Consider the following 1,501-nt stretch of genomic DNA (forward strand, 5'->3'; position numbering starts at 1 on the left):
CAACGCCGTTCAGTTAGGGCTGTGGTGGCGGCGTCAAGGGCTGGCCGGGATCATGTTGATGCTGATGGTGGCCTTGTAGGTGGTCCGGTCGATGGCGGGTCCGCGGGCGTTGTATTTGGAGATCGCACGTTTGATGATGCGGTCTTTGGTGCGGACTCGCCGGGCGGGCAGGAGATGGGCCAGGACGTGACGGCCGATGGTGCCGACCAGGTCGATGTCGGTGCCGGTGATGACGCCGGCGGCCAGGATGAGCTGGTCTCGGGCGGCGGCCAGGGCGGTGGTGAAGCCGGCCCGGTCCGGGTCGGTGCCCGGGACGCTGTCGGTGGCGTCGGTCATGGCGGTCCGCAGGACCTGGTAGGCGGTCAGCAGGGCCCAGACCTCCTGTTCGATGCCGTCAGGGGTGCGCGCCCGCAGGACGTGCCCGCTGAGGATCGTGGACTTCAGCTCCGCATAGGCGGTCTCGATCTCCCAGCGCTCGTGGTAGAGCCGGATGAGGTCGGCCGCCGGGTAGGCCGATGCGTCGGTGAGGGTGGTCAGCAGCCGGTAGTGGCCGGTCCGGGTGCCCTGGGCGGTGCGGATGGTGATCTCGGCGTCGATGACGCGGATGGTCAGCGCGCCGAGCCGGGTCAGGGTCGAGCCGTCCCGGCAGCGGGCCAAGGCGGGCAGGTTGCGGCCGGACTTGCAGCGCACCAGCAGGTCGGCGCCGGTGGCGGCCCACTGGTTGAGTAGATCGGTGGCGGCGAAGTTCCGGTCGCCCAGCAGCAGCATCCCGGCCCGCAGATGCACGGCCAGCCGGCGGGCGTAGTCCAGCTCACCGATCATGGCGGGTCCGAAGACGGCCCCGATCACCGACCGGGTCCCGCAGGCCACCAGCGCGGTCAGACGCAGTTGCGGGTATCCCGAGATCCCGTTGCCGAGTCGCTGCCGTGTGAAGACCCTAAGGTTGGCCGCACAGTCCGGGACCGGTAGCAGGGTGCCATCGACGGCGACCACCCGCAATCCCCGCCACCATCCCGCGGCGGCGGTCGTCACCGCAGGGCCGCTCACCAGGTAGAACAACGCTTTCATCGGGGCCGGCCCCAGCCGCTGGCGGGCCTGGCGAAGAGCGCTGCCGCTGGGCCGTACCGGTGCTAGATGCGCCAGCCCGGCGCACAACCGGTCGAAGACCTGCCGGTAGCCCAGCTCGGTGAACAATGCCGCTGCCAGCAGCAAGTAGACAGTGACCCGGGCCGGCACCAGCCGGACCCTGCGCTCCAGCGCACGAGTCTCCGCCAGCACCTCATCGACCATCTCGAACGGGACGATCCGGGTCAGTTCGCCCAGGTGCCCCGGCGCGAACACCCCAGCCGCTACCCCAGCCGTTCGTTCTATGGCAACCTGTTCCAACAGCGGAGCTCCTGTGGTGAGGATGTCTTGGAGTGACACACCTCTTCTACAGCGGCTCCGCTGCTTTGTTCACCGGCTTTGACGAACAGCCCTAACTCTTAACTGAACGGCGTTG

Annotated in this window: 1 protein-coding gene; it reads right to left on the reverse strand. The window is 68.8% G+C overall.

All coding sequences use genetic code 11. The annotated features are described in order from the left end of the window. Positions 1-33: 33 nt before the first annotated feature. Complete coding sequence (locus tag AB0J64_RS57240; protein ID WP_364047250.1) at positions 34-1,341, reverse strand: IS4 family transposase; 1,308 nt, start codon at positions 1,339-1,341, stop codon at positions 34-36. Positions 1,342-1,501 lie beyond the last annotated feature (160 nt).

This window comes from Nonomuraea sp. NPDC049695, from assembly GCF_040674955.1.
In the GTDB taxonomy this organism is placed as follows: Bacteria; Actinomycetota; Actinomycetes; order Streptosporangiales; family Streptosporangiaceae; genus Nonomuraea; species Nonomuraea helvata.